24 protein-coding genes and 1 tRNA gene are annotated in these 24517 nt (G+C 73.1%); 15 read left to right on the forward strand and 10 right to left on the reverse strand.

The genetic code is table 11. The features are described 5' to 3' along the window. The first annotated feature begins 157 nt into the window (after positions 1 to 157). The 3 genes from OG753_RS20070 to OG753_RS20080 all read left to right on the forward strand — a co-directional run bounded on the left by OG753_RS20070 (position 158) and on the right by OG753_RS20080 (position 3274). The gene (locus OG753_RS20070; RefSeq protein ID WP_327266834.1) at positions 158 to 1090 is read left to right on the forward strand and encodes an ROK family protein; all 933 of its coding nucleotides are present in this window, start codon (positions 158 to 160) and stop codon (positions 1088 to 1090) included. Continuing rightward, positions 1090 to 2241, forward strand: a complete 1152-nt coding sequence (nagA, locus tag OG753_RS20075) for an N-acetylglucosamine-6-phosphate deacetylase (RefSeq protein ID WP_327263135.1) — start codon at positions 1090 to 1092, stop codon at positions 2239 to 2241. Before OG753_RS20070 ends, nagA begins: the two co-directional genes overlap by 1 nt. 112 nt (positions 2242 to 2353) lie before the next feature. Continuing rightward, positions 2354 to 3274 (forward strand): 1-phosphofructokinase family hexose kinase, encoded by a 921-nt coding sequence (locus OG753_RS20080; protein ID WP_405789459.1) that lies wholly within the window; start codon positions 2354 to 2356, stop codon positions 3272 to 3274. A 140-nt stretch (positions 3275 to 3414) separates the two neighbouring features. On the opposite strand, the gene OG753_RS20085 is transcribed toward OG753_RS20080, so the two are convergent. Both OG753_RS20085 and cdgB read right to left on the reverse strand, forming a co-directional pair. Next, positions 3415 to 4467: a CBM35 domain-containing protein gene (locus OG753_RS20085; RefSeq protein WP_327263137.1), complete on the reverse strand. Its 1053-nt coding sequence runs from the start codon at positions 4465 to 4467 to the stop codon at positions 3415 to 3417. A gap of 68 nt (positions 4468 to 4535) precedes the next feature. After that, on the reverse strand, positions 4536 to 6311 hold the full coding sequence (gene cdgB, locus OG753_RS20090) for a diguanylate cyclase CdgB (protein ID WP_327263138.1): 1776 nt from the start codon (positions 6309 to 6311) through the stop codon (positions 4536 to 4538). 302 nt (positions 6312 to 6613) lie between these two features. On the opposite strand from cdgB, the gene OG753_RS20095 reads away from it, so the two are divergent. Further along, the gene (locus OG753_RS20095) at positions 6614 to 7183 is read left to right on the forward strand and encodes a flavin reductase family protein (protein WP_383200829.1); all 570 of its coding nucleotides are present in this window, start codon (positions 6614 to 6616) and stop codon (positions 7181 to 7183) included. A gap of 17 nt (positions 7184 to 7200) precedes the next feature. Here the strand turns inward: OG753_RS20095 and arfB are convergent, their stop codons facing one another. After that, positions 7201 to 7626 (reverse strand): alternative ribosome rescue aminoacyl-tRNA hydrolase ArfB, encoded by a 426-nt coding sequence (gene arfB / locus OG753_RS20100; RefSeq protein WP_327263140.1) that lies wholly within the window; start codon positions 7624 to 7626, stop codon positions 7201 to 7203. 188 nt (positions 7627 to 7814) lie between these two features. On the opposite strand from arfB, the gene OG753_RS20105 reads away from it, so the two are divergent. Both OG753_RS20105 and OG753_RS20110 read left to right on the forward strand, forming a co-directional pair. Further along, positions 7815 to 8390 carry a TerD family protein gene (locus OG753_RS20105; protein WP_030718836.1) on the forward strand — a complete coding sequence of 192 codons (576 nt, stop codon included), beginning with the start codon at positions 7815 to 7817 and terminating at the stop codon, positions 8388 to 8390. 151 nt (positions 8391 to 8541) lie between these two features. Continuing rightward, complete coding sequence (locus OG753_RS20110; RefSeq protein WP_327263141.1) at positions 8542 to 9060, forward strand: GNAT family N-acetyltransferase; 519 nt, start codon at positions 8542 to 8544, stop codon at positions 9058 to 9060. Between the two features lie 76 nt (positions 9061 to 9136). On the opposite strand, the gene OG753_RS20115 is transcribed toward OG753_RS20110, so the two are convergent. Continuing rightward, positions 9137 to 10549 (reverse strand): M1 family metallopeptidase, encoded by a 1413-nt coding sequence (locus OG753_RS20115; RefSeq protein WP_405789461.1) that lies wholly within the window; start codon positions 10547 to 10549, stop codon positions 9137 to 9139. A gap of 84 nt (positions 10550 to 10633) precedes the next feature. After that, positions 10634 to 11191: a heme-binding protein gene (locus OG753_RS20120; protein ID WP_327263143.1), complete on the reverse strand. Its 558-nt coding sequence runs from the start codon at positions 11189 to 11191 to the stop codon at positions 10634 to 10636. Between the two features lie 330 nt (positions 11192 to 11521). Here OG753_RS20120 and OG753_RS20125 point away from each other — a divergent pair, with 330 nt between their 5' ends. From OG753_RS20125 to OG753_RS20140, 4 genes are all read left to right on the forward strand, one after another. After that, complete coding sequence (locus tag OG753_RS20125; RefSeq protein WP_405789463.1) at positions 11522 to 12733, forward strand: sensor histidine kinase; 1212 nt, start codon at positions 11522 to 11524, stop codon at positions 12731 to 12733. Then, the gene (locus OG753_RS20130; RefSeq protein ID WP_383203537.1) at positions 12730 to 13353 is read left to right on the forward strand and encodes a response regulator; all 624 of its coding nucleotides are present in this window, start codon (positions 12730 to 12732) and stop codon (positions 13351 to 13353) included. The genes OG753_RS20125 and OG753_RS20130 overlap by 4 nt, the downstream gene beginning before the upstream one ends. Positions 13354 to 13397: 44 nt before the next feature. Continuing rightward, positions 13398 to 13901: a hypothetical protein gene (locus tag OG753_RS20135; protein ID WP_327263145.1), complete on the forward strand. Its 504-nt coding sequence runs from the start codon at positions 13398 to 13400 to the stop codon at positions 13899 to 13901. 69 nt (positions 13902 to 13970) lie between these two features. Continuing rightward, entirely contained in the window at positions 13971 to 14852 is an 882-nt protein-coding gene (locus OG753_RS20140; RefSeq protein ID WP_405789464.1) for a hypothetical protein, read from the forward strand. Here the strand turns inward: OG753_RS20140 and OG753_RS20145 are convergent. Beyond that, complete coding sequence (locus tag OG753_RS20145) at positions 14849 to 15526, reverse strand: pentapeptide repeat-containing protein (RefSeq protein ID WP_405789466.1); 678 nt, start codon at positions 15524 to 15526, stop codon at positions 14849 to 14851. The genes OG753_RS20140 and OG753_RS20145 overlap by 4 nt on opposite strands. Before the next feature lie 106 nt (positions 15527 to 15632). Here OG753_RS20145 and OG753_RS20150 point away from each other — a divergent pair, with 106 nt between their 5' ends. Next, positions 15633 to 16625, forward strand: coding sequence for a zinc-binding dehydrogenase (locus tag OG753_RS20150; protein WP_327266836.1), 993 nt, complete (start codon positions 15633 to 15635; stop codon positions 16623 to 16625). Positions 16626 to 16657: 32 nt separating this feature from the next. Here the strand turns inward: OG753_RS20150 and OG753_RS20155 are convergent, their stop codons facing one another. Then, on the reverse strand, positions 16658 to 17128 hold the full coding sequence (locus tag OG753_RS20155) for a GNAT family N-acetyltransferase (RefSeq protein ID WP_405789468.1): 471 nt from the start codon (positions 17126 to 17128) through the stop codon (positions 16658 to 16660). Between the two features lie 25 nt (positions 17129 to 17153). Beyond that, a complete protein-coding gene (locus OG753_RS20160; protein ID WP_327263149.1) occupies positions 17154 to 18044 on the reverse strand; it encodes an aminoglycoside phosphotransferase family protein in 891 nt (296 codons plus the stop codon). Between the two features lie 499 nt (positions 18045 to 18543). Between OG753_RS20160 and OG753_RS20165 the strand changes: the two genes are divergently transcribed. Next, positions 18544 to 19920: an NAD(P)/FAD-dependent oxidoreductase gene (locus OG753_RS20165; RefSeq protein WP_405789470.1), complete on the forward strand. Its 1377-nt coding sequence runs from the start codon at positions 18544 to 18546 to the stop codon at positions 19918 to 19920. A 49-nt stretch (positions 19921 to 19969) separates the two neighbouring features. On the opposite strand, the gene OG753_RS20170 is transcribed toward OG753_RS20165, so the two are convergent. Beyond that, positions 19970 to 20047 (reverse strand) — tRNA-Thr (locus OG753_RS20170). Between the two features lie 221 nt (positions 20048 to 20268). Here OG753_RS20170 and OG753_RS20175 point away from each other — a divergent pair. The 3 genes from OG753_RS20175 (at position 20269) to OG753_RS20185 (ending at position 22791) form a co-directional block, all read left to right on the forward strand. Next, the gene (locus tag OG753_RS20175; RefSeq protein WP_327263151.1) at positions 20269 to 21357 is read left to right on the forward strand and encodes a sn-glycerol-3-phosphate ABC transporter ATP-binding protein UgpC; all 1089 of its coding nucleotides are present in this window, start codon (positions 20269 to 20271) and stop codon (positions 21355 to 21357) included. Between the two features lie 224 nt (positions 21358 to 21581). After that, a complete protein-coding gene (locus tag OG753_RS20180) occupies positions 21582 to 21995 on the forward strand; it encodes a hypothetical protein (RefSeq protein WP_327263152.1) in 414 nt (137 codons plus the stop codon). Between the two features lie 28 nt (positions 21996 to 22023). Next, a complete protein-coding gene (locus OG753_RS20185; RefSeq protein WP_327263153.1) occupies positions 22024 to 22791 on the forward strand; it encodes a nucleotidyltransferase family protein in 768 nt (255 codons plus the stop codon). Positions 22792 to 22957: 166 nt separating this feature from the next. On the opposite strand, the gene OG753_RS20190 is transcribed toward OG753_RS20185, so the two are convergent. Continuing rightward, on the reverse strand, positions 22958 to 24475 hold the full coding sequence (locus tag OG753_RS20190) for a DoxX family protein (protein WP_327263154.1): 1518 nt from the start codon (positions 24473 to 24475) through the stop codon (positions 22958 to 22960). Between the last annotated feature and the right edge of the window lie 42 nt (positions 24476 to 24517).

Consider the following 24517-nt stretch of genomic DNA (forward strand, 5'->3'; position numbering starts at 1 on the left):
GTTGTACGTACGATCCACGTAAGGTCTACACCACTTTGGCGGCTCGTCCACATCGGGCTCCCCACCTGGGTTCCGAATTTGTATGGCCGGTCAACAATCTCCCTCATTGGACTAGACCTTTCCCCGCCGAACACGCGAGACTGTCTCTGTGAAATCCGTGAAACACGTCATCGCCCTCGATGTGGGCGGCACCGGGATGAAGGCCGCCCTCGTCGCCGACGACGGCACCCTGCTCCACGAAGCGCGCCGGGCCACCGGCCGCGAGCGGGGCCCCGACGCCGTCGTCGAGACGATCCAGGACTTCGCCGCCGAGCTGCTCGACACCGGCCGGGAGCGCTTCGGACGGCCCGCCTCGGCCGCCGGGGTCGCCGTCCCGGGCATCGTCGACGCCGAGAACGGGATCGCCGTCTACGCGGCGAACCTGGGCTGGCGCGACGTACCGATGCGCGACCTGCTCAGCAGACGCCTCGGCGGCATCCCGGTGGCCCTCGGCCACGACGTGCGCACGGGCGGACTCGCCGAGGGCCGCATCGGCGCAGGCCGCGGCGCCGACCGCTTCCTCTTCGTCCCGCTGGGCACCGGCATCGCCGGAGCCATCGGCATCGCCGGCCGCATCGAGGCCGGTGCCCACGGCTACGCGGGCGAGATCGGGCACATCGTGGTGCGCCCGGGCGGCCCCGCCTGCGGCTGCGGCCAGCACGGCTGCCTGGAGACCCTCGCCTCCGCGGCGGCCGTCAGCCGCGCCTGGGCGGAGGCCTCCGGCGACCCCGCGGCCGACGCCGCGGACTGCGCCAAGGCCGTCGAATCCGGTGACGCGCGCGCCCGGGAGGTCTGGCTCGCCGCCGTCGGCGCCCTCGCCGACGGACTGGTCACCGCCATCACCCTGCTGGACCCCCGCACGCTGATCATCGGTGGCGGGCTGGCGGAGGCCGGGGAAACCTTGTTCACACCACTACGGACGGCCGTGGAGGAGCGCGTGACGTTCCAGCGGCTCCCCCACATCGTTCCGGCTGCCCTCGGGGACACCGCCGGATGCCTGGGCGCAGGGCTGCTCGCCTGGGACCTACTCGCCACGGAGGTACCTGCCTGATGTCCGGAAGCGCACACAGCACTGTTCTTTCCGGCGCCAGGGTGGTGCTGCCCACCGGGACGGTGGCGAGCGGCAGGGTCATCGTCGACGGCGACCGCATCGCCGGCAGCGCCGACGCGGGCACGCGCACCGTCGACCTGTCCGGGCACTGGATCGTCCCCGGCTTCGTCGACATCCACAACCACGGCGGCGGCGGCGCCTCGTTCACCTCCGGCACCGCCGAGGACGTCCTCAAGGGCGTCCGCACCCACCGCGAGCACGGCACCACCACCCTCGTCGCCTCCACCGTCACCGGCGACCTGGACGAACTGGCCCGCCGCGCCGCCCTGCTCGCCGAACTGACGCAAGCGGGCGAGATCGCCGGCATCCACTTCGAGGGGCCGTTCATCAACCCCTGCCGCAAGGGCGCGCACAAGGAGGACCTGCTCCGCGACCCCGACCCGGCCGAGGTCCGCAAGCTGATCGACGCCGCGCACGGCGCCGCCCGCATGTTCACCCTGGCCACCGAACTGCCGGGCGGCCTGGACTCCGTACGGCTGCTCGCCGAGCACGGGGTCATCGCGGCGATCGGCCACACGGACGCCACCTACGAGCAGACGCGCGCCGCCATCGACGCGGGCGCGACCGTGGCCACCCACCTCTTCAACGCGATGCCGCCCCTCGCCCACCGCGAGCCCGGCCCGATCGCCGCGCTGCTGGAGGACGAGCGGATCACCGTCGAGCTCATCAACGACGGCACCCACCTGCACCCGGCGGCCCTCGAACTCGCCTTCCACCACGCGGGCGCGCACCGCGTGGCGCTGATCACCGACGCGATGGACGCGGCCGGCTTCGGCGACGGGACCTACCACCTCGGCCCGCTGGAGGTCGAGGTCAGGCACGGCGTGGCACGGCTGGTGGAGGGCGGCTCCATCGCCGGCTCGACCCTCACCCTGGACACCGCCTTCAAGCGCTCGGTGACCCTCGACAAGCTGCCGGTGGAGTCCGTGGTCCAGGCGATCTCGGCCAATCCCGCCAAGCTGATCGGCCTGTACGACGAGATCGGCTCGCTGGAGCCCGGCAAGTACGCGGACCTCGTCGTCCTGGACGCCGCCTTCGACGTCAAGGGCGTCATGCGCCGCGGCGAATGGATCGTCAGCCCGCCCTCCTGACCGCACATCTGACGGCCGACCGGCCGTAAGCAGGGAGAACGGTCGGCCCGAGGGCTGGGCCGACCGGCTTCCGTTTGGCATGATCCCGGCAGCAACAGACCCGGGAGTGCCCATGATCCTTACCGTGACGCTCAACACCGCGCTCGACGTCACGTACCAAGTGCCACGGCTGCTTCCGCACGCCTCGCACCGGGTCTCCACCGTCTCCGAACGCCCCGGCGGCAAGGGCCTCAACGTCGCGCACGTGCTGGCCGCGATCGGCCACGAGGTGACGGCGACGGGCTTCGCGGGCGGCCCGGTCGGCTCCGTCGTACGGGGTCTGCTGGAGCGGTCCCCGGGCGTGGTGGACGCCCTGGTGCCCTGCGCGGGCAACACCCGCCGCACGGTCGCCGTGGCCGACGCGGCCTCCGGCGACACCACGCAGTTCAACGAGCCCGGCCCGCTGATCACGGCCGCGGAGTGGTCGCGGTTCCTCGCCCGGTACGAGGACCTCGTGTACGGCGCCGACGCCGTCGCCCTGTGCGGCAGCCTCCCGCCCGGAGTGCCGGTGGGCGCGTACGCCCTGCTCGTCCGCTCGGCCCGGGCGGCCGGAGTGCCCGTCCTGCTGGACGCCAGTGGCGAGGCCCTGCGCCGCGGGGTCGCCGCCCGCCCCGAGATCATCAAGCCGAACGCCGCCGAACTGGCCGAGCTCACCGGATCCCGCGACCCGCTCCCCGCCACCCGCGACGCCCGCCGCCGGGGCGCCCACGCGGTGGTCACCTCGCTCGGCCCGGCCGGCCTGCTGGCCGCCACCGCCGAGGGCACCTGGCAGGCGTCCCCGCCGCGCGCCCTGTCCGGCAACCCCACCGGAGCCGGGGACTCCGCGGTGGCCGGCCTGCTGTCGGCGGTGGCGGAGGGCCTCGACTGGCCGGCTCGCCTCTCCCGCGCGGTGGCCCTCTCGGCGGCCACGGTCCTCGCCCCGACGGCAGGAGCGTTCGACGCCGGCGTCTACGAGGAGCTGCGGCACGCCGTACGCGTCCGTGCCGGCGGCTGACGACCCGGCAGGTCCGCCCCGCCCTTCCGCACGCTGCCCTGCGCACAAGGGCCGGCAGGCCCTCCGTACGACGACATCAGGCCCTGCCGCGCGTGCGCGGCAGGGCCTGATGTGCGTGGCCGGGACGTGTGTCCCCGGCGTCAGCGCCTGACGTGGCCCGCAGCCAGCTCCAGCTGGTCGAAGACGACGTCGCACTGGTTGCCGGCCTCGCACGAGATCCTCATCGCGTTCGTGCCCTTCTTGAGGTTGATGAACGCGAAGGTGCGCGTCCATCCCTTGTCCCAGGCGCCGTCCGCAGCCTTCGCGAAGTTGTCCAGGTTCAGCGACTGGTTCGGGCTCTGCCCGTTGACCGTGAGGGTCGCCTTGCCGGGCTTGCCGGGAACGCCGTAGTTGACGAACAGCGTGTATTCGCCGGCCTCCGGCACGTCCACCGTCCAGGTGAGCGCCGCACCCTGCTGGTTGAAGCCGGCGACGTACTGGCCGCCCGAGCTCTTCGAACCGGGCACCGTGTTCTCCAGCCGCGCACCACCGGTCAGCACCATGCCCGCACCGGCGGCCTCGCCCTTCGGCAGCGGGGCCTGCGAGGGCTTGGGGCTGCTCGGGGCCGGGCTGGCCGGGTTCTGCGGGGCCGCGGACTGCTGGCCGCCGTTCGCCGAGGGCTCTTCCTTGCCCTTGTCCTTGTCGCCGAACTGCAGGGCCGCGACGATGCCGATCACGACCACGGCCACCACTGCGACCGCCGCGATCAGCAGACCGCGACGGCTGGAGCTGCCGCCGCCGCGACCGCCGTGACCACCGCCGTGACCGCCCGGGTGCGCGACCGTCTGGGTCTGGTGCTGCGGGGAGTGCGCCTGCTGCGCCGGAACGCCGTAGCCGCCCGCCTGGAGGGCTTCCGGGGACTGGTACTGCGGGTACGGGGTCTGCGGGGTGTTCTGCTGGTGCGGGACGGGGCCGCGCGGGCCGCCGTTCCGCCGGTCCCCGACCGTACGCACCTGGTGGTGCGAGGTGCGCGGGACACCGGGCTGGGGACCGTTGTGACCGCCGCCCGACGCGCCCGGGTAGCCGTATCCACCGCCCGACGCGGGCGGTGTGGCTCCGGCCGCCTGGCCATCCTCGTAGAGGTAGCCGAACGGATCGTCGTCCTCGGGCTTGTTCGCCCCACCGTGCGGGACGTTGTTCGCGGGCGTCGTCATCGCAGGTCACTCCTTTCGACCCCCGGGAGCCTACCCCGAACACGTGCACCCACGGGCGGCAGATCGCCTCAGCCCGCCCTGCGATGGGCCTTCGACCGGGACCTCTTCTCGATATACATCCGCTGATCGGCGGAGCGCAGCACCTCGTCGGCGGACATCCCGCAGCTGGCCCATCCGATGCCGAAACTGGCCCCGACCCGCACCGCACGGCCGTCCACCCTGATCGGCGGGATGATCGCGTTGCGGAGCCGGACCGCGAGGTCGGCGGCGTCCGCCGCGCCGAGGCCGTCGGCCAGGACGACGAATTCATCACCACCCAGCCGGGCGACGGTGTCACCGTCCCTGACGCCGGTCGTCAGCCGCCGGGCGACCTCGATCAGGACCGCGTCGCCCGTGTGGTGCCCGAACCGGTCGTTGATCGACTTGAAGCCGTCGAGGTCGCAGAAGAGGACCGCGAGCCCCTTCGTACCGTCGTCGATGTCGGTCGCGGGCGCCACCGTGTGCACGTGGTGGTCGTACGGGCCGTCCGACGGGGCGGGCGGCGCCCCGGGGAACTCGAAGGGGTCCGCCCCGGCGAAACGGTCTGGGCCGTCGGCGTGAAACCCGTGCTCACCGGCACCACCCGCCTCCGCCCCCACCGGGTGCCCGTCATGCCCCGCGTGGCCGCCGTGAGCCGCGTGGCCGCCGTGCGCCGCGTGGCCGTCGTACCCGTCACGCCCCTCGAAGGCCGCGTCCAGCGCCTCGATCGCGGAGGCCCGTACGGACTGTGGCCTGCGGCACAGCCGCGCGCCGAGCCGGGCCCGCAGCTCGGCGCTGTTGGGCAGGCCGGTCAGCGAGTCGTGGCTGGCGCGGTGGGCGAGCTGGAGCTCGTGCCGCTTGCGCTCCTCGATGTCCTCGACGTGCGTGAGCAGGAACCGGGGCCCGTCGGCGGCGTCGGCGACGACGGAATTGCGCAGCGAGACCCATACATACGTGCCGTCGCGGCGGCCCAGGCGCAGCTCGGCGCGGCCGCCCTCGGCGGACGTGCGCAGCAGGGTGCCGATGTCCTCGGGGTGGACCAGGTCGGAGAAGGAGTAGCGGCGCAGGACGGAGGCGGGGCGGCCGAGCAGCCGGCACAGCGCGTCGTTGGTCCGCAGCAGCCGGCCGTGCTGGTCGCCGCCCATCTCGGCGATGGCCATGCCGCTGGGCGCGTACTCGAAGGCCTGGCGGAACGACTCTTCACTGGCCCGCAGCGCCTGCTGCTCGCGCTCCAGCCGGACGAGGGCGCGCTGCATGTTCGCCCGGAGCCTGGCATTGCTGATGGCAATCGCCGCCTGGAAGGCGTACATCTGGAGCGCTTCGCGGCCCCAGGCTCCCGGCCGGCGGCCGTTGCGCGGTCTGTCCACCGAAATGACACCCAGAAGTTCCCCGCCGGACGCATACATGGGCGCATAGAGCCGGTCCTCGGGATGCCACTCGTCCTCGAAGCGCGGATCGGGGCCGTCGGTGTGCCACTGGGGGACGTCGTCCTCCATGAGGACCCAGCCCTCGGTGTGCGGGATGAACCTGAGTCCGTCCCAGTTCTCACCCATCGTCAGGCGGCGTTCCCAGGAGGCGCGGGAGCCGACCCGGCCGGTGATGAGGGCCTCCGCGGCGGGGTCGCCGGCGAAGGCGGCGACGACGAGATCACCGTCCGGGCGAACGAGGTTGACACAGGCGAGTTCGTAGCCGAGGCCCACGACGATGCCGTCCACGACGGTCTGCAGAGTGTCCGCCAGGCTCCGGGCCGTATTGAGCTCGGCCACCACCCGGTGCAGCTGCCGCAGGGTCGCAAGACGGACGTACGGCTCCGACTCGGTCTCCATTGCTCGCTCTCCCCGAGACCTCGACAGCAACTCCAGGTTTGTCATCGGCGTTTCGTTGCGGTGTCCCGTCCACTGAATCACAGTGAGCTGTGCGCCAGGTACACAGGGTCAACAAATCTTGCCCTCTGTGACTCAAGTCACATCAGGTGAATATCGGTGCGCAGTGGGCTCGTGCACGACTGGGAGCGCTCCCTCTCATTCCCGAGAGCAAACGATACGCCCGGGCCTAGGCCAAGGGGCGGGGACGCGACTCGGACCAGGGCCCGATGTGCGGCGCGGAAGGGCGAGATTAGCGTTTCAGCGTGCTGAAGACGACCCCCGTACCCACCCCGCCCCACGGAAACCCCCATGCTGAGGGAGTGAGCAATGACGAGTTCCGGGCCGCGATGTCCCGGCTGGCGGCGGGCGTGTGCCTGATCACCGCGCACGAGCCCCCGCTGTCGGCCGACGGCCCCCGCGGCGAGGACGTCGGCATGACGGCGACGGCCTTCATGTCCGTCTCCCTGGATCCCCCGCTGGTCCTGGTGAGCCTGCGCGAGGGGTCCCGGATGGACGACCTGCTGGCGGAACAGCCGCTGTGGGCGGTCTCGGTGCTCGCCGACCACCAGCTCCAGGTTGCGGGCCGCTTCGCGATGAAGGGCCGCATCAGCGACCGGCTGCTCTTCGCCGATCTGCCGTACGTACGCGGCGAGGCCTCCGGCGCACCCCTGCTGACCGGCGCCCTGGCCACCCTGGAGTGCCGTACGGAGAACCGCGTCGAGGCGGGCGACCACACCCTGGTCGTCGGCCGGGTCCTGGCGGCCGGCCTGCCGTCCCCCGACTCGCCGCCGCTGACGTACTTCCGCGGGCGCTACCGGCACCTGAGCCAGTAGGGGCCCGCCGGGAGCGGCTACCAGTCCCGGGCCGTGCGGCCGCGCTTGGTCTCGCCCCGCGCCTTCTTCTCGCGCAGCCGGCGCTCATTGATCCCGCGCGGGATCTTCGTCGCCCGGCGCTGCTTCGGCGGCGGCGCCGTCGCCTCGGCCAGCAGCGAGGCCAGCCGGACCAGCGCCATCTCCCGGTTGCGCAGCTGCGAGCGGTGCTCGGAGGCCCGTACGGTCACCACGCCGTCCACCAGCTTCGCCGCGAGGCGCTCCAGCGCCCGCTCCTTCCACACCTCCGGCAGCGCCTTGGTGGCCGCCAGGTCGAACAGCAGCTCCGCGCGCGAGTCCGAGGTGTTCACGTGCTGACCGCCCGGTCCGGAGGATCGCGAAAAGCGCCAGGCGAGCTCTCCCTCGGGGAGCACGACCGAACCGCGGATGACATAAGGACCAGGCATGCCCCTATGATCCGCCCCCGCCCGGGCATCCGTCACCCGCATTTACCGCCCCCGCGCCGGGCCCGCGGAAATTCCCCCGTCACGGACAATTCACGACGGGAACCCGACCGGCCTCTCGTCGCGTTATAGGGGGCAGCGGTAGTTTGACCGCCTGTACGTGCATGTTGGATGAGGAAAGGGACATTCCCATGGCTGTCAGCCTGTCCAAGGGCGGCAACGTCTCGCTCACGAAGGAGGCCCCCGGCCTCGCTGCCGTCACGGTCGGCCTCGGCTGGGACGTCCGTACGACGACCGGTGTCGACTTCGACCTCGACGCCTCGGCGATCGCGGTCAACCCGACGGGCAAGGTCGTCTCCGACGGCCACTTCGTCTTCTTCAACAACAAGTCCACCCCGGACCAGACCATCGTCCACACCGGTGACAACCGCACCGGCGAGGGCGCTGGCGACGACGAGGCCATCAACGTCAACCTCGCCGGCCTGCCGGCCGACGTGGACAAGATCGTCTTCCCCGTCTCCATCTACGACGCCGAGGCCCGCAGCCAGAACTTCGGCCAGGTCCGCAACGCGTACATCCGCGTCGTGAACCAGGCCGGCGGCGCCGAGATCGCCCGCTACGACCTCTCCGAGGACGCGGCGACCGAGACCGCCATGGTCTTCGGCGAGCTCTACCGCAACGGCGCCGAGTGGAAGTTCCGCGCGGTCGGCCAGGGTTACGCCTCCGGCCTCACCGGCATCGCGCAGGACTTCGGCGTCAACGTCTGAGCCTGCGTCAACGGCTGCTCAACAGCAGCGTCGACGCCTGAGGCCGCGACTGCGTCCGGCGGATCCGGCACCTGACGGACCCGCCGGACACCAGCGCCGGCGAAGCCCCCTCCCGGCCGTCCGGGGAGGGGGCTTCGCTACCGTTCGGCAGGTGATCCTCCAACCGCTCGTCCCCGTCGACGGCGCCCTGCCGGGCCCGGTCCTCACCGAGATCGCCGCCCTCTACTCGACGAACCACGCGTTCTTCGAACTCAGCGGGGACTTCCCCGACCCGGACCGCATCACGGTCGAACAGGTCGCCGCCGCCCTCGCCGTGGAACTGGCCCACGACAGCGCCGAGGTGCTCCTCGCCCGCTCCGCCGGCCGCCTCGTCGGTCTGGCCGCCACCCTCGCGCAGGCACCCGCCGCCGACGACCCGGACCCGTGGATCGGCCTGCTGCTCATCGACGCCACCGCGCACCGCGAGGGATACGGCCGCGCCGTCGCCACGCTCGTCGAGGACCGTTTCCGGGCCGCCGGACGCGCGGGCGTCCGGATCGCCGTCCTGGACAACAACCCCAAGGCCCTCGCCTTCTGGCAGTCCCAGGGGTACGTCGCCCTGCGCAGTGCCAAGGACCGCGAGATGGGCCGCGACTGCACCGTGCTGCGCAAGCCGCTCGAAGCCCCGTAGACGTTCGGGCCCCGTAGGCGCGTAGGCCCCGTAGGCCCGGGGAGGGCGGGCGGCCGGCCCGGCGGTCGCGAACGGCCTACTTGGGGCGGGCCTTCCCGTACAGCCACACGTCCCAGACCTTCTTCAGGTCGTGCCCGGTGCTCGCCTCGGCGTAGGCGGTGAAATCGGCCGTGCTCGCGTTCCCGTGCCGGTGGTCGGCGGCCCAGCCGCGCACCAGCGCGAAGAACTTCTCGTCGCCCACCTCCTGGCGGATCCGGTGCAGCACCATCGCGCCGCCGTAGTACACCGGGTCCGCCGAGATGTCCCCGGCCCCGGGCGGGGAGGCCGGCGGGAAGGCGTCCCAGGCGACGCCGGCGTCCTTGTCGACGTCCGTGTCACCGGCCTCGAAGGCCTCGAAGTGCTCCTGCGCCGTGGGCCCGCCGTGGTCCTCGGCCCACAGCCACTCGGCGTAGGTCGCGAAGCCCTCGTTGAGCCACATGTCCTTCCACGACTTCGGCGACACCGAGTCGCCGAACCACTGGTGCGCGAGCTCGTGCACGACGAGCTCCTCCTCCGCGGGCGCACCGGGGAAGACGGGCCGGCCCTGGGTCTCCAGCGCGTAGCCGAGGGTCCCGGCGGGCACCACGATCGCGCCCGCGGTGGCGAACGGGTACGGGCCGAACCGGCCGCTGCCCCACTCCACCATCTCCGGCAGCCGCGCGAGCGGACCCGTGTCCGCGGTCCCCTCCCCGGGCGCCACGGCGCTGTAGAGACCGGTCCCCGAGGGCGTCCGCCCGGTCGTCACCTTGTACGGCCCGATCGCGGCGGTCGCCAGATAGCTCGCCATCGGCTCCGGGCTGTGCCACGCGAAGACGGTCCGCCCGTCCGCGTCCTCGGTACGGGAGCGCAGCTCGCCGTTCGACACGGCCTCGTATCCGCGCGGGACCGTGAAGGTGATGTCGTACGAAGCCTTGTCGCTGGGGTGGTGGTTGCCGGGGAACCACGTCATCGAACCGACCGGCTCGCCGACGGCGACCGCGCCGTCCTCGGTGGTGATCCAGCCCTCCTTGGAGCCGTCCGGATCCTCCAGGGGCTTCGGCTTCCCGCTGTAGTCGATCTCCGTACGGAAGACCTCGCCCTTCTTCAGGTCCTCGGCGGGGCGCACGGTCAGCTCGTTGCCGGTCCGGTTGTACCGGGCCCCCTCGCCCTGGACGGTCACGCCCTCGACGTTCATCCCGCTGAAGTCCAGGTTGAAGGAGCTGAGACCCTGCTCGGCGCGGGCGGTGATCACGGCCGTGCCGTGCAGCTGCCCGTCGGCGGGGTCGTAGTCCAGGTCCAGCGCGTAGTGGTCGACCTGGTATCCGCCGTTCCCCGCCCGCGGGAAGTACGGATCGCGCAGCCCCGACGCACCCGGCCGCCCCTGCACCGTGTCCCCCGTACACCCCGTGGTGAGGGCGAGCAGGGCGGCGACGGCGGGGGCGGCGAGGCGGGAAAGAGCACGGTGTTCCACGCACTCGATCCTAGGCGGGGCGGCCGCGCGGACCACTCGCGCGGACTGCGCGTGCGGACTGCTTGTGCGGACTACTTGTGCGGACTACTTGTTCAGCGCGTCCACGCCCGCCTTGGCGAACTTCTCGTCCAGGTCACCGCTCGGGGCGCCGGCCACACCGATGCCCGCGACGGGCGCGCCGTCCACCTGGACCGGGGTACCGCCGCCGAGGAAGAGGGTGCCGGGGATGTCCTTCAGGTTCGGGGCCTGGGCGAGCCGGCCCGCGAGCACCGAGGTGGGGGCGTTCCAGGACACGGCGGTATAGGCCTTGCGCTGGGCCGACTCGTAGGACTGCGGGCCCGCGCCGTCGCCGCGCAGGGTGACGATGGTGTTGCCGTTGCGGTCGACGACGGCGACGGTCACCTTCTGCTTCTCGGACTCCGCGGCCTTCAGCGCGGCCTGGGCGGCGCGGGTCGCGGCGTCGACCGTGAGGTGCGTCGTGGTGGTGAAGTTCTTGTCGCTCTGACCGTCCTTCTTCCCGGCCACGGAGACCTGGGCGGTCTCGGCGGCGGGGGTCGCGCTGGCGCTCACGGCACCGAAGGCTCCGGCGCCCAGGGCGACGGCAAGGGCGGTACCGGTGAGAACGCGGGTGCGGGTCTTCATCTCTGCTCCTGAGAACGGTGCCGCGGTGACGGCTTCGAGTCGGTCGGTCCGGGCCGGTCGGACCGGCTCCTTCACTGCTCCAAGCCTCGGCCCGAAACCCCCCGCACCCCGTCCCCGTACCGGCTCGCCCCGGCCACCGTTCCGGCTGACCCGAGGGTCATCCGATCGGTCGATGCGGAGCGCCTCCGGCACGGTATTTCCTGGTCAGAGCCGCCTCCACCCCGCAGGGGCCGGGGCGCGGGGTCGAGGCGCAGGTGCCCGCGCAGGTGCCCGCGCAGGTGCCCGCGCAGGTGCCGGGGCCCAGTCCCGGCAACGCCGCCGCGGGCGACAATGAACGCACCCCTCGCACACCAGGAGCAACCGGTGAGCCACCCCGCCCCGCCGCGCGACGACACCCGCACGCTGGCCATGGTCGCGCACACCGCGTTCTTCCTGCTCCTCGGCGCCTCCGTGGTCCGCTTCCTGCTGCGCCATCCCGGCGAACCCCGCACCCCGTGGGTCCTCGCCCTCAGCATCACCCTGGCCCTGCTCTACGTACTCGGCCCCGCGCTCGGCGCCGCCCCCACCGCCCGCCGGCTCCTGTGGCTCGGCCTGGTCGTCACCACCTGGGTGGTCCTGGTCGTCCTCGCGCCGAGCTTCGCCTGGTGCGCCGTGCCGCTGTTCTTCACCGCCCTGCGCACCCTGCCGCCACGCGCCGCCGTCGTGCTCGTCGCCCTCCTCACCGGCTTCGTGGTGATCGCCCAGCTCCAGCTGGCCAAGTCCTTCGACCCCAACCTGCTGCTGGCCCCGCCCGCCGTCGCCGCCCTCGCCACCGCCGTCTTCGTCCACATGGAACGCCAGGCCCAGGCCCAGCGCACACTGATCGACGACCTGATCCGCACCCGCCGGGAGCTCGCAGCCACCGAGCGCCGCGAAGGCACCCTCGCCGAACGGCAGCGGCTGTCCATGGAGATCCACGACACCCTCGCCCAGAACCTGTCCAGCCAGCAGATGCTGCTCCAGGCCGCGGACCGCACCTGGGACAGCGACCCGGCCACCGCCCGCGCGCACGTCCGTACCGCCACCGGCATCGCCGCGCACGGCCTCGCCGAGGCCCGCCGGCTCGTCCACGACCTGGCCCCGCCCGAGCTCGCCGACGGCGCCGGCCTCGCCGACGCCCTGCGCTTCCTGGACGCCGGCCCCGGCATCGAGGTCCGCTTCCACCTCGAAGGCACCCCCGCCCCGCTCCCGGACCGGGTCCAGTCCGCCCTGCTGCGCATAGCCCAGGGCGCGCTGGCCAACGTCCGGGAGCACTCCGGCGCCCGTACGGCCGCACTCACCCTCAGCTTCCTGGGCGACCAGGTCGTCCTGGACATCGCCGACGACGGCCACGGCTTCACCGAGCCCCGCACCGGGACCCGTACCGGCGCCGCAGGACGCGGGCACGGCCTCCCGGCCATGCGGGCCCGCGTCCGCCAGCTCGGCGGCACCCTGACGATCGAATCCACGCCGGGCGAGGGCACCGTCCTCTCCGCGGCCATCCCCCTGGAGCCGGCCCCATGACGACGATCCTCCTCTGCGACGACCACGTGGTGGTCCGCGCCGGACTCCTGGCCCTGCTCGGCAGCGAGCCGGACATCGAGGTCCTCGGCGAGGCGGGCAGCGGTGAGGAAGCGGTCGCCCTCGCCGCCAGGCTCCGCCCCGACGTGGTCCTGATGGACCTCCAGCTGGGCGAGGGCATCGACGGCGTCGAGGCCACCCGCCGCATCACCGCGCTCCCCACGCCCCCGCACGTCCTGGTCCTCACCACCTACGACACCGACGCGGACATCACCCGGGCGATCGGCGCGGGCGCCACCGGCTACCTCCTCAAGGCCGAACGCCCCGAGGAGCTCTTCGCCGCCATCCACTCCGCGGCCCAGGGCCGCACCACGCTGTCCGCGCCGGTGGCCAGCCGCGTCATGGCCCACATGCGCGGCACCCGCCCCACCCTGACCGACCGCGAACTGGACATCCTCGGCCAGCTGGCCCGCGGCCTCGGGAACCGCGACATCGCCCGCGCCCTGTTCATCAGCGAAGCCACGGTCAAGACCCACCTGGGCCGCATCTACGACAAACTCGGCGTCGACACCCGCGCGGGCGCGGTCTCGGTGGCCAAGGAACAGCGCCTCCTGCCGTCCTGACACCGGAGGTGAGCGGCGGCCGGTACCCGTGACACCATCGGAACGTGCTCGACATCGGCTACTCCCTCTCCCGGCGCTTCCCGGACCCCCCGCAGACCGACTACCGCTCCGCGGACGTCCACACCCTGCGGCACGACCTGTTCTGCGGGGACGTCTACCTCGCCGACACCAACGCCGACCGGGAAGTGTCCACAGCCTGGGGATGGGTGCCCGTACTGGACTTCGCCTGGGCGCTGTGCGACATCGTCGAACAGCTCGACAAGGACCCCCGCGGCAACCGCTCCGCCAACCGGCAGTTCGCCGAGCTCGACTTCACCGAGTCCACGGACCGGATGCTCTTCGAGCGCCGCTTCGGCTGGGTCGACGTCGAGGCCGACTGGATGCCGGCCGAGGAGGCCCCGCTGACCTTCAGCCACCGCCTGCTGCGCCGCGAGGCCCGCGACTTCCTGCACGACGTCATCGCGGACCTGATCGACATGCACGACGGCCTCGCCGACAACCCCGCGATCTGGACCCTCCAGGCCCGCTTCCCCCGCGTCCCGGCCTGATCCGCGTACGAATAGACTCGCGCTCTTCGGGCCGGAACGGCCCGGAGTCCCCGTGAGGCACCGCCGACCATGACCGAACCCGACCGCCCCGACGCCGCGTCTTCCGCCACCGCCTCCGCCTCCGCGGCACGGGCCCGGCTCGACCGGGCGCTCGACCAGCTGGGCGTCACCTTCCGGGGGATGTCCGCCCGGGCCGACGAGACCCAGTGCGACTGCCACTGGGGCAGCCCGGAAGAGCTCGCCCTGCTGAAGCTCCCCGGAACGGATCTCGACCTCGACCTCCTGCACCGCACCTGGAGCGCGCCCGACTGGAACGACCACGGCGCAGTGCTGCGGCGCGTCCTGCCGCAGTTCGCCCGCGAACTGACCGGAGGCCTCGGCGAATACGCGTGGAACATCGGCAACATCGGCAACTCGTTCCACCGCGCCGCCTGGCAGCAGTGGCCCGCGCAGCAGAGCGCGGTCGTACGGGAATTCCTGCACGCCTGGTGGGCCCACACCCTCCTCACCCAGGACCCCGCCGTCCCCGCGCACGAACTCCTCCCGCTCTGCGCCGAGGCCTCCGGAGCCATCGGCCCCTGGCTGGCGGTCTGGCGGGACCTCCGCCACCCGGTCGCCGACCAGCACCTCACCAGCACGGTCGACGAGTGGGAACGCGACCTCCTGGAGGACTCGCTCCCCTGGCGCTCATGGCTCGTCTGGTCGGACGAGGAAGCCGAGGAGATCCGTACGGAGCTGACCGCCTGGCTCGCGCGCGAGGCCCCCGACCGCCTCCGAGCCGCCGGCGCCCGCGCAGAGCTCCGGCACGCCGTATGCCTGCTCGGCCTCCCCCACGCCACGCGCTGGAAGGACCTGCACGCACCGCACCACCGCTACCCGTACCCCTACCCCCGGCTCGACCGGCGGGACACCCTCCAAGCCGCCCCCGAGGTCACGCCCGACAGAACCTAGGACACCACCCGCACGCCCAGCTGCGCCGCCAGCGCCGGGGCCAGGTCGAACAGCTGCCCCGGGCTGATGACCGCCCCGGCCAGGGCGTCCACCCCGCGCGCGATCTCCAGCACGGACGCCTCCCGCAGGTCCACGTCCGCCATCCGCACCCCGCTGAAGTCCACCCCCCGCAGCGCGCACTCCCGGAACTCCACACGCTCCAGCACCGCGCCCGCGAAGTCCGGCTCCACCAGCACGCACCCCTCGAAGACCACGTCCTTGAGCCGCGCCTTCCGCAGGTTCAGGTAGTCGATCTTGCCCCCGCGGACCACCACCCGCTCCAGCACCGCCCCGTGCAGCTGCACCCCGCCCAGCCGCGCGTCCACCAGCTCCACGTCCCGCAGCGAGGCCCCCGACAGGTCCGTCCCCACGCCCCGGACCCCCTCCAGCACCGAGTCCAGGATCCGCGCCTTCGCCAGCCCCGCCTCGTCCAGCGCACACCGCCGCACCGCGCAGTCCATGAACCGGGACCCGATCCCCTCCTGCCCCGCCAGGTCGAGGTCCGCGAACTCCAGCCCGTCGTAGTCCCCGTCCGGCTCCAGCTCACCCCCCTCCCACACGGTCAGCCCGGGCAGCCGCAGCTCCGGCCGCCGTGCCGCCTTCACCGTCTGCTCCTGCTGCCCTTTGCGCGCCATGCCCCCATCGTGAACCACCCCACTGACAGCGCTGAGAGCGACCGGCCGCTCTTGACCTCAACCGGACTTGAGGTCACAACCTGGGTCCATGACCACCGACACCGGCATGCGAGCCGTCCGCCTCCACGCCTTCGGCCCCGCCGAGAACCTCTCCTACGAGCTCACGGACACCCCCGTCCCGGCCCCCGGCCAGGTGCGCATCGCCGTTGCCGCCGCCGGCGTCCACCTCCTCGACACCAGCCTCCGCCGGGGCGTCCAGGGCCCTCCCGCCCCGCTTCCCGAGCTCCCCACCGTGCCTGGCCGCGAGGTCGCCGGCACCGTCGACGCCCTCGGCCCCGGCACCGACCCCGCCTGGCTCGGCCGCACCGTCGTCGTCCACCTCGGCTTCGCGCCCGGCGGCTACGCCCAGTACGCCGTCGCCGACGCCGACCGCCTGCACCCCGTACCGGACGGCCTCGACCCCGCCGCGGCCGTCGCCATGATCGGCACCGGCCGCACCACCCTCGGGATCCTGCAGTTCGCCGACCTCGGCCCGGACTCCGTCGCCCTGGTACCCGCCGCCGCGGGCGGCATCGGCACCCTCCTCGTCCAGTACGCGGTGAACGTCGGCGCCACCGTCATCGCCCTCGCCGGCGGCCCCGCCAAGACCGCCCTGGCCGCCGCCAACGGCGCCCACCTCGCCCTCGACTACACCGACCCCACCTGGGCCGACGCCGTACGCGCCCACCACCCCGGCGGAGCCACCGTCCTCTTCGACTCCGTCGGAGGCGAAACCGCCCGAACCGCCCTCGGCCTGCTCGCCCCCGGCGCCCGCCACCTCGTCTTCGGCTGGTCCGGGGGCCCCCTCGACCTCACCGAAGCCGAGCGCGCCGACCTCGACGCCCGCGGCATCACCACCCGCGGCGTCCTCGGCCCCACGATGCTCCAGCAGGTCGGCGCCCCCGACCCGCTGCGCGTCCTGGAGACCCGCGCCCTCGCCGAAGCCGCCGCGGGCCGCCTGCGCCCCGCCCTCACCCGCTACCCGCTCGCCGAGGCCGCCACCGCCCACCACGACCTGGAGACCCGAGCCACCACCGGCAAGGTCGTCCTGGAACCCTGAAGCCGGACGACGCGGGCCCGGCCGAGGGCCCCCTAAACCGCCAGCTCCGCGAGCGGCCCGTCCGTGAGCCGGTACACCGACCACTCCTCCTGCGGCCGCGCGCCCAGGGCCTCGTAGAAGGCGATCGTCGGCGCGTTCCAGTTCAGCACCGACCACTCCAGCCGCTCGTAGCCCCGCTCCACGCACGTCCGCGCCAACTCCCGCAGCAGCGCCTTGCCGTGACCGCCGCCGCGCACGCCGGGCCGTACGTACAGGTCCTCCAGGTAGATCCCGTGCACCCCGCGCCACGTCGAGAAGGAGAGGAACCACACCGCGAAACCGACGACCTCCCCGTCATCCGTCTCCGCGACGTGCGCGAACACCGCCGGGCGCGGACCGAACAGCGCCTCCCGCACCTGCTCCTCGGTGGCCCTCGCCTCGTGCGGCACCTTCTCGTACGCGGCGAGCTCGCGGATCATCGTGTGGATGGCGGGGACATCGGTGATTTCAGCGCTACGGATCATGCCCGCAGCCTAGAACGGCCGCGGATCACCCCTTCAGCAGCACCTCGGCGACCGTCAACTGGTCGTCGTCCAGGCGCTCTTCCCCGTCCTCCACGTCCCACAGGCAGTTCTGCAGCACCCGCCCCAGCGTCCAGGCCCGCGCCCGCTCCCGGTCCAGCCCCGCCGCCTCCGTCAGCAGGTCGAACCGCCACCGCACGTCCCCGGCGCGGAAGTTGTTGATGATCGCCGGCATCAGATCGAACCCCGGATCGCCCGCCAGCGGCTTCGGGTCGATCGCCAGCCACGGCTCCCGGGCGCCGGCCAGCACGTTGTCGTAGTGCAGGTCCCAGTGCAGCAGCCGGTCACCCGGCTCGCCCGCCACCTCCGCGACCGCCGCCGCGCAGTCCTTCAGCAGCCGCCGGTCGCGCTCGTCCACCAGCCGCCCCAGCGCCTGCGGCACCTGAGCCAGCATCCCGGCGGCCATGTCGCCGAGCCCGCGCAGCCCGGCCGGGGCCGGCACCGCGCCGAGCCGCGCCAGCAACTCCCCGACCACCGCCACCGCCGCACGCGCGTCCCGCCGCGCGAGCTCCGCGAGGCCGCGGCCCTCGTCCAGCCGCTCCAGCAGCAGGGTGCCCGTGCCCGCGTCGTGCCGCAGCAGCCGTACGCAGCCGCGCCCGTCCCACGCGCGCAGCGCGACCGGCTCCCCCGCGCTCTCCTCGTCCACCGACACCAGCTTCAGCACGGCGGGGCTCCCGTCGGCCTGCACCACCGGCAGCACCAGGGCCGTCACCCCGTGCATCGCCGGCCCGGTACGAAGCAGCCCCCACTCCTCCAGAAACCGCTCCGCCCGCGCGGGCAGAGCGGCGATGAACTCCCGCCCCGCGTCGCCGTTGAACCCGACCTGCGCCTCGACCAGCCCCTCCGGAATCTCAACCATGCGGTGACCGTAGCGCGGTGCCGGGTGCCCTGCGGGCGGCTCGGCGGTGCCCGTCTGCTCGGGCCTGTCCCGGCCCGGGGGGCGCCTCAAACGCCGGCGGGGCTGGGTGGTGTGGGGCGGTGCCCCGCACGAGAGTCTCCTCGGCTCGGCGCACGCGGGCCCGTCACGGACAGGCGGCCGCGGTCGCGCGCTCGTCCTCCGGGGACCCTCCTGCGTGTCCCCACCCCACGGCAGGACTCCGACCGTGCCAGCCGACAAACCCGCACACCCCAACCCCGCCGGCGATCGAGGCACAGCCCGGCCGAGCCGGGAGCCGCCGAGCGGACCGCACACCCCAGCCCCGCCGGCGTTTGAGGCGCGGCCCGAGGCAGGGGCGGCCCGAGCCACGCATCCCCGAGCAGCCCGCAGGGCCGAGGCGCAACCCCGCCGAGCAGCCCGCAGGGCACTCCGCAGGGCAACGGTCTGGACACCCTTCCCGCGCGAGGTGTACCAACTCCGCATGACGATCAACGGCGGCATCTCCTTCTGGTACGCGAGCGACGACCGCACCGACCCGCCCCGTGCCCCCCTCACCACCGACACCACCGCCGACGTCGTCATCGTCGGCGGCGGCTACACCGGCCTGTGGACGGCCTATTACCTCAAGCGCGCCGCCCCCGGCCTCCGCATCACGCTCCTGGAGCAGAAGTTCTGCGGCTACGGCGCCTCCGGGCGCAACGGCGGCTGGCTCTACAACGGCATCGCCGGCCGCGACCGCTACGCCGCCCTCCACGGCCACCCGGCCGCCCGCCGCCTCCAGCAGGCCATGAACGAGACGGTCACCGAGGTCATCGACGTCGCCGCCAAGGAGGGCATCGACGCCGACATCCACCGCGGCGGCGTCCTCGAAGTCGCCCGCACCCCCGCCCAGCTCAGCCGCCTGCGGGCCTTCCACGCCCACGAGGTCGCCTTCGGCGAGACCGACCGCGAGCTCCTCGACGCCGCCGCCACCCGCGCCCGCATCGACATCGCCGACGCCGTCGGCTCCAGCTGGAGCCCGCACGGCGCCCGCATCCACCCCCTGAAGCTGGCCAAGGGCCTGGCCGCCGCCGTCGAGGCGCTCGGCGTGGTGATCCACGAGTCCACGCCCGTCACCGAGATCGCCCCGGGCCGCGCCGTCACCCCGTACGGCACGGTCCGCGCCCCCCACGTGCTGCGCTGCACGGAGGGCTTCACCGCAGCCCTCAAGGGCCAGAAGCGCTCCTGGCTCCCGATGAACTCCTCCATGATCGTGACCGCGCCCCTCCCGCCCTCGGTCTGGGACCGGCTGGGCTGGTCGGACAGCCCGCTCCTCGGCGACATGGCCCACGCGTACATGTACGCCCAGCGCACCGCCGACGACCGCATCGCGATCGGCGGGCGCGGAGTCCCGTACCGCTTCGGATCGCGCACCGACAACGACGGCCGCACCCAGCCGGCCACCGTCGCAAGCCTGACCGCCCTGTTGACCGCCTTCTTCCCGCAGCTCACCGGTACGGAGATCACGCACGCCTGGTCGGGCGTCCTCGGCGTCCCCCGCGACTGGTGCGCCACCGTCACCCTGGACCGCGCCTCGGGCCTGGGCTGGGCGGGCGGCTACGTCGGCTCCGGCGTCGCCACCTCCAACCTCGCCGCCCGCACCCTGCGCGACCTGGTCCTCGGCGAGTCCACCGAGCTGACCGCCCTCCCCTGGGTGAACCACCGCGTCCGCCGCTGGGAGCCGGAGCCGTTGCGCTGGCTCGGCGTCCAGGCCCTCTACGCCGCCTACCGCGAGGCCGACCGCCGCGAGAGCGCCACCCACCGCCCGACGACGACCCCCCTGGCCCGCCTGGCCGACCGCATCTCGGGCCGCGGCTGACCGCGGGAACGCGGAAACCCCGGCTCAGCGGAGTGAGCCGGGGTTCCGGTGGGGCCCCCTGTCGGATTCGAACCGACGACCTACGCATTACAAGTGCGTTGCTCTGGCCGGACTGAGCTAAGGAGGCGCGGCAGTGCGCGTGTACTGCGCGCGAAGCCGCCATCACTCTACACAGCACGCGATTCCCCGGGCCATCGCATTGAAGCCGCCCACGTGAGCACCGACGCACCCCTCAGGTACTGACAGAAGCCGCTTCGACGGGTAGCGTCGTGCGGAGTCCGATTACTGGACTAGACCTTCCACTCGGATCGTCCGGCACGTTCCTGCCGGTAGAAGGGATTCATCACCATGGCTTCTGTCACTTTCGACAAGGCGACCCGTCTGTACCCCGGCGGCGACAAGCCCGCCGTCGACCAGCTCGAGCTGGAGATCCAGGACGGCGAGTTCCTCGTCCTCGTCGGCCCGTCCGGCTGCGGCAAGTCCACCTCGCTGCGCATGCTCGCCGGCCTGGAGGACGTCAACGGCGGCGCCATCCGCATCGGTGACCGCGACGTCACGCACCTGCCGCCCAAGGACCGGGACATCGCGATGGTGTTCCAGAACTACGCGCTCTACCCGCACATGACCGTCGCCGACAACATGGGCTTCGCGCTCAAGATCGCCGGCGAGGACAAGGCCACCATTCGCAAGAAGGTGGAGGACGCGGCGAAGATGCTCGACCTCACCCAGTACCTGGACCGCAAGCCCAAGGCGCTCTCCGGCGGCCAGCGCCAGCGCGTCGCCATGGGCCGCGCCATCGTGCGCAAGCCCCAGGTGTTCCTCATGGACGAGCCGCTGTCGAACCTCGACGCCAAGCTCCGCGTCTCCACCCGCACGCAGATCGCGGCGCTCCAGCGCGACCTCGGCATCACCACCGTCTACGTCACCCACGACCAGGTCGAGGCCATGACGATGGGCGACCGCGTGGCCGTCCTCAAGGACGGGCTGCTCCAGCAGGTCGACACCCCGCGCAACATGTACGACCGCCCCGCGAACCTCTTCGTCGCCGGCTTCATCGGCTCCCCGGCCATGAACCTGGTCGAGGTCCCGATCACCGACGGCGGCGTGAAGTTCGGCGACAGCGTCGTCCCGGTGTCGCGCGAGGCGCTGTCCGCGGCGGCCGACGCGGGCGACCGCACCGTCATGGTCGGTGTCCGTCCGGAGCACTTCGACGTCGCCGAGACCGGCGGTCTGACCATCGTCGTGAACGTCGTCGAGGAACTCGGCGCCGACGGCTACGTCTACGGCTCCACCGCGACCGCCGAGGGCTCCCAGGACCTCGTGGTCCGCGTGGGCGGCCGCCAGGTCCCGGAGAAGGGCTCCAGCCTCCACGTGGTGCCGCGCGCGGACGAGATCCACGTCTTCTCGACCTCCTCCGGCGAGCGGCTGTCCAACTAGCAGCTCCCGCAGGTTTCAGAGTCGTTGGAGGGGCGCCCCGTCAAGGGGCGCCCCTTCGGCGTCCGTTGTCCGGCCGGGATCCCTCCGGACTGCTTCAGGAACCCCGGCAGACCGGGCCATTCGGCCCCAACCGTCAACCCTTAATTCGAAAAACCACGTCGAACCATCCCCCGACAGGGTGACTAAATGTCGCCAAATCTTCACCGAGCGCTACTCTCGCCCTCGTGACCCACACTGCCCGCCGTATCGGCCGTTCCCTCGCCCTGGTCCTGCCCGTCGTCCTGGTCCTGTCCGGGACCCTCGCGGTCACCATGGTCCCGTGGGCGGACACTTCGTCCTCCCAGGTCCTGACCGCCGCCGCCGAGGACGTCTCCGTCCCCGCGAAGCCGCGCGCCGCGCACGAGGTGCTGCGCGATCAGCTCGTCGGCGAGCTGCAGCAGGGCGGTCAGCCCGACGACGTCCTCACCCACCTCCAGCAGGAGGTGAACCGGCGACCCTCGCTCGCCGAGCACTGCGTGGGGATCGCCCGGGCGCTGGGGCGGGCCGCCGTGGACGCGTACGGCCCGACGAAGGCACAGTCCTTCGCCCGTCCCGTCTGCGACACCTCGTACGCCTCCGGCGTCGCCTCCATGGGCTGACGCACGCCACGTCCCTACGCTGGCCGCCATGACCGACGACCACCGATCCGCTCCGCCCGCTCCCTCCGCAGCCGCGTTCCCCGCCGCCCCCACCCAGGCCGTCGTCCTGGCGGGCGGCCAGGGGTCGCGGCTGCGCCCGTACACGGACGACCGTCCGAAGCCGATGGTCGAGATCCCGGGGACGGGGGTGCCGATCATCGGGCACCAGCTGGCCTGGCTGGCCGCCGAGGGGGTCACGGACGCCGTGGTCTCCTGCGGGCACCTCGCCGAGGTGCTCCAGGAGTGGCTGGCCGGGGCCCGGTTGCCGCTGCGCGTCACCACGGTGGTCGAGGAGGAGCCGCTGGGCCGCGGCGGCGGTCTCAAGTACGCCGCCCGCCGGCTCCCGCACCCCGACCGGGCCTGGTACGCGACGAACGGCGATGTCTGGACCCGCTTCTCGCTCCGCGACATGGCGGCCTTCCACGCCGAGCGGGACGCGGTGGCCACGCTCGCGCTGGCCCGGCCGCGGATCCCGTGGGGAGTCGTGGAGACCAACGAGTTCGGGCACGTGCTGGACTTCATCGAGGCCCCGCCGTCGCCCTACCTCGTCAACGCGGGGGTGTACGTCTTCAGCCCCGAATTCGCCGCACTGCTCCCGGACTTGGGGGATCACGAGCGGACGACGTTCCCGCGTCTGGCCCGTGAGCGACGCCTCGCGGGCTTCCCGCTGCCCCAGGGGGCCTACTGGCGGGCCATCGACACCGCGAAGGACCTCACCGAGGCCGCAAGGGAGTTGGCGGCGCAGACGGGCTCCTGAGGCCCTTCCCGGCCCGCACGCACGCCCGCGCTCCCGCCGCACCGCCCGTACCCCGGGCGCCGCACCGCCCGTACGTGGCGCCCGTACGCACCGCCCGCGCGCCCTGCACACACGGAGGGGCCCGGCACGCTCGTGCGTGCCGGGCCCCGCTTTCCCTGTGCCGGTGTCAGCCGATGAGCCCGCCGATCAGGCCCGGCTGCTTCGGGGCCGGAGCCCCGCCGCTCGTGGTCCCGGCAGAGGACGGCTGCCTCGGCGAGGAGGACTGCCGGGGCGTGGCGCGCGGGGTCTGCTGCTTGCCGGTGGTGCCCCGCGTCGCGGTGGGCGACTCGGAGCGCGTCCCCGAGGTCCCCTTGGAGGGGCTGCCGGACGCGGTCTTCCCGGACTTCGTGGCGGGCTCGGTCGCACTCGCCGAGGGCGACGCCGCCTTGCTCGGCGACTGCGAGGGCTGCCGCTGGCCCGGCTGCTGCTTCGCCGGCGCCTGCGGCAGCGGGCGGCCCGGCAGGTAGTTGCTGGGGGCCTCGCCCGGCCCGGGGACGGTGACGACGGTGGAGGAGCGGACGGCGCCGCCGAGGAGCGAGCCGACGAGCAGGGTGAGTCCGCAGACGACGGTGGCCATGACGGCCCCGCGGCGCAGCACGCGCCGCCGCAGCCGCCAGATCTCGGAGCGCGGCCCGAGGGTCCGCCAGGCCTCGCCGGCGAGGCGCCCGTCGAGGGAGTAGACCGGGGCACCCGCGATGATCAGCGGGCTCCAGGCGGCGAGGTAGATGATGTCGGGCGCGTCGTAGGCCGGGACGGTCTTCCAGCTCACGGTCATCAGCAGCGCTGCGGACAGCAGCGCCCCGAAGCAGGCGGCGAACCGCTGCCACAGGCCGAAGACCGTCAGCACGCCCACGATGACCTGGAGGAAGGCCACGCTCAGTCCCGCGCCGACCGGGTGCGCGAGCGCGAAGTCGCGCAGCGGCTCGGCCAGTGCCCACGGGTTCAGCGTGTGCAGCCAGGTGACCATGGAGCCGCGCTCGCCGCCGTCGAAGTAGACGGGGTCGCACAGCTTGCCCATGCCGGCGTAGATGGAGATGAATCCGAGGAAGACGCGCAGCGGGAGCAGCACGACGCCGAGGTTCATCCGGCGGCCGGGGTAGTACGAGGCCTGCCCGCGCGTGTCGGGGCCGGACCGGCGGGAGTCCGCGCCGGGCCCGGAGCCGGGCGGCCCCTGGTACGGCAGGTCCCGTACGGCGGCCAGCGGACGCGTCTCGGCGGGGTCCCCGTAGCTGCGCTGGCCGATGACGGTCGGCGTGGCGAGGGTGTCCTCGGCGAGGTCGTGGACCATGTCCACGCGCGGGATGACCTGGGTGGCGCCGCCGTCGTACTCGTCGTGTCCGCGCCCGGCCTCGCGGACGGCCTGGAGCAGTCCGCCCATGGCCGCGGCGTCGCCGGCGTCGGACTTGCCGCTCCAGACCACGGGGGCCCGGCGGCGGGTGGCCCCGGCGGCCGCCACCACGGCGCCACCCAGGACGGGTGCGCGGCCGGGGGCCTTCGCGGGCTTGGAACGCGCGCTCGGGCTCGGTGCGAGCCGCACGCGGAAGCTGGCGTGGTTGACGATGACCTGTGCGGGGTCGCACGGCACCTTGACCATGCTCAGCGCGGGCTGGTCGTCGAACCCTGACGTTCTGGTGTCCACACTCATCTAACCGAGTGATCAGTGTTTAGGACACTGCCTTGACGACAG

It is taken from the genome of Streptomyces sp. NBC_00029, assembly GCF_045160505.1.
GTDB lineage: Bacteria > Actinomycetota > Actinomycetes > Streptomycetales > Streptomycetaceae > Streptomyces.

Excerpts from the sequence above, each read along its gene's own strand:
- OG753_RS20085 (WP_327263137.1), bottom strand. The coding sequence starts at position 4,467 with ATGACGACGCCCGCGAACAACGTCCCGCACGGTGGGGCGAACAAGCCC.
- nagA (WP_327263135.1), top strand. The coding sequence starts at position 1,090 with ATGTCCGGAAGCGCACACAGCACTGTTCTTTCCGGCGCCAGGGTGGTG.
- cdgB (WP_327263138.1), bottom strand. The coding sequence starts at position 6,311 with ATGGAGACCGAGTCGGAGCCGTACGTCCGTCTTGCGACCCTGCGGCAG.
- OG753_RS20125 (WP_405789463.1), top strand. The coding sequence starts at position 11,522 with ATGAACGCACCCCTCGCACACCAGGAGCAACCGGTGAGCCACCCCGCC.
- OG753_RS20130 (WP_383203537.1), top strand. The coding sequence starts at position 12,730 with ATGACGACGATCCTCCTCTGCGACGACCACGTGGTGGTCCGCGCCGGA.
- OG753_RS20160 (WP_327263149.1), bottom strand. The coding sequence starts at position 18,044 with ATGGTTGAGATTCCGGAGGGGCTGGTCGAGGCGCAGGTCGGGTTCAAC.
- OG753_RS20105 (WP_030718836.1), top strand. The coding sequence starts at position 7,815 with ATGGCTGTCAGCCTGTCCAAGGGCGGCAACGTCTCGCTCACGAAGGAG.
- OG753_RS20120 (WP_327263143.1), bottom strand. The coding sequence starts at position 11,191 with ATGAAGACCCGCACCCGCGTTCTCACCGGTACCGCCCTTGCCGTCGCC.
- OG753_RS20140 (WP_405789464.1), top strand. The coding sequence starts at position 13,971 with ATGACCGAACCCGACCGCCCCGACGCCGCGTCTTCCGCCACCGCCTCC.
- arfB (WP_327263140.1), bottom strand. The coding sequence starts at position 7,626 with ATGCCTGGTCCTTATGTCATCCGCGGTTCGGTCGTGCTCCCCGAGGGA.
- OG753_RS20190 (WP_327263154.1), bottom strand. The coding sequence starts at position 24,475 with ATGAGTGTGGACACCAGAACGTCAGGGTTCGACGACCAGCCCGCGCTG.
- OG753_RS20165 (WP_405789470.1), top strand. The coding sequence starts at position 18,544 with ATGACGATCAACGGCGGCATCTCCTTCTGGTACGCGAGCGACGACCGC.
- OG753_RS20185 (WP_327263153.1), top strand. The coding sequence starts at position 22,024 with ATGACCGACGACCACCGATCCGCTCCGCCCGCTCCCTCCGCAGCCGCG.
- OG753_RS20080 (WP_405789459.1), top strand. The coding sequence starts at position 2,354 with ATGATCCTTACCGTGACGCTCAACACCGCGCTCGACGTCACGTACCAA.
- OG753_RS20145 (WP_405789466.1), bottom strand. The coding sequence starts at position 15,526 with ATGGCGCGCAAAGGGCAGCAGGAGCAGACGGTGAAGGCGGCACGGCGG.
- OG753_RS20155 (WP_405789468.1), bottom strand. The coding sequence starts at position 17,128 with ATGATCCGTAGCGCTGAAATCACCGATGTCCCCGCCATCCACACGATG.
- OG753_RS20150 (WP_327266836.1), top strand. The coding sequence starts at position 15,633 with ATGCGAGCCGTCCGCCTCCACGCCTTCGGCCCCGCCGAGAACCTCTCC.
- OG753_RS20175 (WP_327263151.1), top strand. The coding sequence starts at position 20,269 with ATGGCTTCTGTCACTTTCGACAAGGCGACCCGTCTGTACCCCGGCGGC.